Raw genomic sequence first — 5,055 nt, 5'->3', positions numbered from 1 at the left:
ATACAAATCCTTTTGCTGTGGAATTAGCGCGGGTAACTTTGATGATAGCGCGGAAAATTGCGATTGATGATTTATGTTTGACTGAACCTGCTTTACCTTTGGATACTTTGGATCATAATATTGTTTGTCAAGATGCTTTGTTTAGTGAATGGGTCAAAGCTGATGCTATTATTGGAAATCCACCGTTTTTGGGTGGTAAACATATTAGAATGAATTTGAATGATGAATATGTAGATAGAATTTTTCAACGTTTTCCGAAAGTTAAAGATGTAGATTTTTGTGCTTATTGGTTTCGGTTGGCTCATGATAAAATTGATGAGAAGGGTAGAGTTGGTTTGGTTGGTACTAATTCTATAAGTCAAGGTAAAAGTAGAATTGCGGCTTTAGATTATATTACTCAAAATGGTGGTTATATTCATGAGGCTGTTTCTACACAACCTTGGTCTGGTGCTGCGAAGGTTCATGTGAGTATTATTAATTGGTGTAAGGATAAACCGCGAAAATCTTATTTAGATGATCTTGTTGTTTCACAAATCAATTCTTCTCTAAAATCTAGTGTTGATGTTTCTCAAGCTGTGCGGTTAAAAGTAAATCTCAATAAATGCTTTCAGGGTGTAATTCCTGTGGGTGAAGGTTTTATAGTCACTGAACAACAGGTTATAGAATGGATAAAAGCAGATTCAAAAAATCAAGAAGTTTTAAAACTATTTTCAATGGGTGCGAATTTAGCCAAAAATCCTCATGGGAAACCAGAAAGATGGATTATTGATTTTAATGATATGAGTATTGAGGAAGCTAGTAATTATCAATTACCTTTTGAACATATTAAAAAAACCGTTAAACCAACAAGAGATATTAACCGTAGAGATGTTACTAAAATGAATTGGTGGAAATATGGTGAGAAAAGACCAGCAATGAGAAAAGCTATATCTACTTTATCATTTTATTTTGCTGTTCCAGAAGTTTCAAAATGGGCAATTTTTATTTCTTGTCCTCTTGAATGGCTTCCAGGTAATAAAACTAAAGTGGTTGTTTCTGAAGATTTTTATATATTTGGTATTCTCTCATCTAGTATACATCGTGAATGGATACACGCGCAAAAATCAACATTAGGAGCAAGTATAGCATACACTCACAACACTTGTTTTGAAACTTTCCCCTTTCCGCAAACAGTAGATATCAACCTAGTCCAACAAATTCGCGCTAAAACAGAAGAACTACATGAATATCGTAGTCAACAAATGGAAACCAAACAATGGGGAATTACTACATTATATAATAAATTTTTCACCGAACCGAGCAGTCAACTTTATAAACTACATCAACAACTGGATAAACTGGTAATGTCAGCTTATCAATTCAACCCAGAAGATGATATTTTAGAAAGACTGCTGTTATTAAATTTAGAGTTAGCGGAAAAAGAAAAACAGGGAATTAAAATTATTGGACCAGAAATAGCAAATTAGTATGTAAATAGGTGAACGGAAAAAAACCGACATAAGTAACGAAAAGTAAAGTTACCCGAAACCTCTTTTCTGTTCCCTGTTCTCTGTTCCCAGTTAAGAGTTCCCTCACTATAACGACAATTTTTAACGCCAACCTACTTATCTTGTTATTATGTCTAAATTCAAATCACTAGAGTTATTTACGGGTGCTGGAGGTTTAGCAATGGGATGCACTCGCGCTGGCTTTGATCATCAAGCGCTTGTGGAGCGAGATAAACATAGTTGTCATACCATTCGTGAAAATCAGCAGCGAGGGATGCAACTTGTAAGCGACTGGTGTATCCATCAAATAGACGTAGCTGATTTTAACTACTCTAATATCAGAGGAGAAATAGACCTTTTAGCAGGTGGTCCACCTTGTCAACCTTTTTCCATTGGTGGTAACCATCATGGTTATTTAGATAAACGGGATATGTTTCCCGAATTTTTACGGGCTGTGCGGGAATTACGTCCCAAAGCTTTTTTAATTGAAAATGTCCGTGGTTTAGTGCGACCTAATTTTATTAATTATTTTGAGTATATTATTTTACAGTTAAATCATCCTGAATTGCAACCCCACACTGATGAATCTTGGGCTGATCATTTAGTCAGACTTGAGGAACATCAGCGTAGTAATATCAAGGATGAACTTAGTTATCGGGTAAAGTGGCAGTTATTAAATGCAGCTAATTATGGAGTTCCACAAAAACGTGAGCGAGTTTTTATTGTGGGTTTCCGTTCAGATTTACAAGCTAACTGGTCTTTTCCTGAACCAACCCATACAGAAGAGGCGCTGATTTGGGATCAATGGGTGACGGGTGAATACTGGGAACGTCACGGTATTGCTAACTTATACCGTCCAGAAATGCCCATAAAAATACGCAGTAGCTACCAACGGAAAGGGGCGAGTTTACTGGCTAGTATAACTTCTCCCTGGCAGACTGTTAGGGATGCAATAACTGATTTACCACCACCTGAAAACACTAATTTAGCAGCAGAAATTCCTAATCATATCTACATTCCCGGTGCTAAAAGCTATCCCGGTCATACAGGTAGTTCTTGGTATAAACCAGCCAAAACCCTGAAAGCAGGTGTGCATGGTGTTCCTGGTGGTGAGAATATGCTTGCTTTCCCTGATGGACAAGTCCGCTATTTTACGGTGCGTGAGGCCGCAAGATTGCAAACTTTCCCTGATGATTACTACTTCCCCGGAGCTTGGGGTGAGTCAATGCGTCAAATTGGTAATGCTGTACCTGTTACCCTGGCCTATACTATTGCTACTAGCATCCGCACCCATTTACAAGAAGTTCAATGTTGCGTGAAAATTAAAACATCTGTCTAGTTAAAATTGATCATGCCATTAGAAGTTTTTCAAGCACCTCCAACACTGCGTGAGCAATTAATTGAGTTTCAGACTAGACAGCATTGTTATCCTCTCGCTGAACTGGATGAACTTAAAGAAGAGTTAGCTGGTTATGTTGGTGTTTACTTACTTTATTACCGGGGAGAATTTCCCCTTTACTCAGCTATAACTTACGCAAATCAAAATTCTTGTTGTCTACCAATTTACATTGGTAAAGCGGAAAATTCAGGGAAGCGAACTGGACAAAGAACTATTACAGGGGGTTTAATTGGTCGTTTGAGAGAACATAGAAATTCTATTCGTCAAACTAACAATCTTGATGTTGCAGATTTTCACTTTACAGTGGTAGCAATGGCTGTGGATTTAGTTGCTTGGGGTGAATCGGTGCTGATTCGGCATTTTCAGCCTGTTTGGTGTAGTATTATTTCTGGTTTTGGCATTCATGCACCCGGTAAAGGAAGGGGTTTACAAATGCGATCGCTATGGGATGAAATACACTCAGGCAGATCCTTTGCTACAGCTTTACTGTCCAATCCCGTTACCATTTCTAGTTTACAGCCCCAGGTATATAAACACTGTCAAAATCTTTGTGTGCATTTGGGATGCCCGTGTTTAGGTGAAAATAGATATGAATAAATTACCACCAAAAACAGGTAAAAATAAAGAAAAGGATCTTTGTATAACCAATACAGTTTTTCATGGAAATCAACTTTAACGTTCCCTTATTGGCTACAGCCACAGAAACAGCAGATAGTTCCATGGTGTTAGCGGCCGTACTATTGAGTTTAGTCGTGATTTACTTTGCCAGCAAGGTGGGGGGGGAATTATCCAACAAAATCGGTTTACCTGCGGTTTTAGGTGAACTTGTCGGGGGTGTGGTTGTCGGTGTCTCTGTACTGCATTTGTTGATATTCCCTGAGGGTGGTACAGACGCTGCTAATTCTTTGATTATGTCCTTTTTGCAAATCACCGCTGGGTTAAGCCCAGAAGCGACACCACAGGTATTTGCAGCCCAGTCTGAGGTGATTTCGGTTTTATCAGAATTGGGTGTGATTATCCTCTTGTTTGAAATTGGCTTAGAGTCTAATCTCAAGGACCTTATGGCCGTGGGTATTCAGGCTTTTGTTGTGGCTACCGTGGGGGTGATAGTTCCCTTTGCTGCGGGAACTGTGGGGTTAATGACAATATTTGGTGTTAGTGCTATACCTGCTATTTTCGCTGGTGCGGCTTTAACTGCAACTAGTATTGGAATTACGTCTAAGGTGCTTTCGGAAATAGGTCGCTTAAATTCTAAGGAGGGACAGATTATCCTGGGCGCTGCGGTTATTGATGATGTTTTGGGAATTATCGTGCTGGCTGTGGTTGCTAGTTTAGCTAAAGATGGGGCGGTTGATGTTGGTAATGTGGTTTATTTAATTATTAGCGCCAGTGGTTTTTTGATTGGGGCGGTGGTTTTTGGTAATGTATTTAATAAATCCTTTGTGGCGATCGCTGATAAACTGAAAACTAGAGGGGAATTAGTCATCCCGGCCTTCATTTTTGCCATTATTATGTCTTATCTAGCCTCTGTCATCCATTTAGAGGCAATTCTGGGAGCTTTTGCTGCTGGTTTAGTTCTGGAAGAAACGGACAAACGCAAGGAATTACAAAAGCAAGTTATCCCCATTGCGGATATGCTAGTTCCAGTTTTCTTTGTGACTGTGGGAGCAAAAACTGATTTAGGAGTCTTAAACCCAGCTATTCCCACAAATCAAGAAGCCTTAATCATGGCAACTTTCCTGATTACTGTCGCCATTATTGGTAAAGTGGTGACAGGACTAACAGTATTTGGTCAACCGGGAATTAATCGCTTGGCTATTGGTGTAGGAATGATTCCCAGGGGTGAAGTAGGTTTAGTATTTGCTGGTGTAGGTGCTGCTAGTGGTGTCCTTTCCAAACCACTAGGGGCGGCAATTATTATGATGGTGATTATTACCACATTTATCGCTCCTCCCCTGTTAAGAATCGTATTTCCAGAATCAAACACTACAGTCAATTTAGACAGTAAATCGGAAAAATTATTATAGCAGGAGTAAATTACCCACCACTTCCCTTTGGGTAAGTGGGGGCTTTTAAAGCCCAGAGTTTACCCGACTAAGTGTTAAATCACTACGATTTTCAGGTCATCTCACCTACAAATACGCAGCCAGTTTGTAGATCTGAGGTTAA

The 5,055-nt window shown here is 39.2% G+C and carries 4 protein-coding genes; all 4 read left to right on the top strand.

Annotated features, from left to right (window positions below; translation table 11 throughout):
* Positions 1-1,466, top strand: a 1,466-nt coding sequence (locus H6F39_RS20015; RefSeq protein ID WP_190397293.1) for a class I SAM-dependent DNA methyltransferase, incomplete at its 5' end; no start/stop codon positions are given.
* Between the two features lie 151 nt (positions 1,467-1,617).
* Positions 1,618-2,826 carry a DNA cytosine methyltransferase gene (locus H6F39_RS20010; RefSeq protein WP_137909675.1) on the top strand — a complete coding sequence of 403 codons (1,209 nt, stop codon included), beginning with the start codon at positions 1,618-1,620 and terminating at the stop codon, positions 2,824-2,826.
* Between the two features lie 12 nt (positions 2,827-2,838).
* Positions 2,839-3,483: an Eco29kI family restriction endonuclease gene (locus H6F39_RS20005; RefSeq protein ID WP_137909676.1), complete on the top strand. Its 645-nt coding sequence runs from the start codon at positions 2,839-2,841 to the stop codon at positions 3,481-3,483.
* A gap of 50 nt (positions 3,484-3,533) precedes the next feature.
* On the top strand, positions 3,534-4,913 hold the full coding sequence (locus tag H6F39_RS20000; RefSeq protein WP_190397294.1) for a cation:proton antiporter: 1,380 nt from the start codon (positions 3,534-3,536) through the stop codon (positions 4,911-4,913).
* Positions 4,914-5,055 lie beyond the last annotated feature (142 nt).

Source organism: Dolichospermum sp. FACHB-1250 (genome assembly GCF_014696335.1).
Lineage (GTDB): Bacteria > Cyanobacteriota > Cyanobacteriia > Cyanobacteriales > Nostocaceae > Dolichospermum > Dolichospermum planctonicum.
Note: the sequence above shows the minus strand (reverse complement) of the source record. Positions and strands in the feature narration are given on the sequence as shown.

What these genes read in the sequence shown, in the direction of transcription:
- H6F39_RS20010 (WP_137909675.1), top strand. Translation starts at nt 1,618, where the DNA reads ATGTCTAAATTCAAATCACTAGAGTTATTTACGGGTGCTGGAGGTTTA.
- H6F39_RS20005 (WP_137909676.1), top strand. Translation starts at nt 2,839, where the DNA reads ATGCCATTAGAAGTTTTTCAAGCACCTCCAACACTGCGTGAGCAATTA.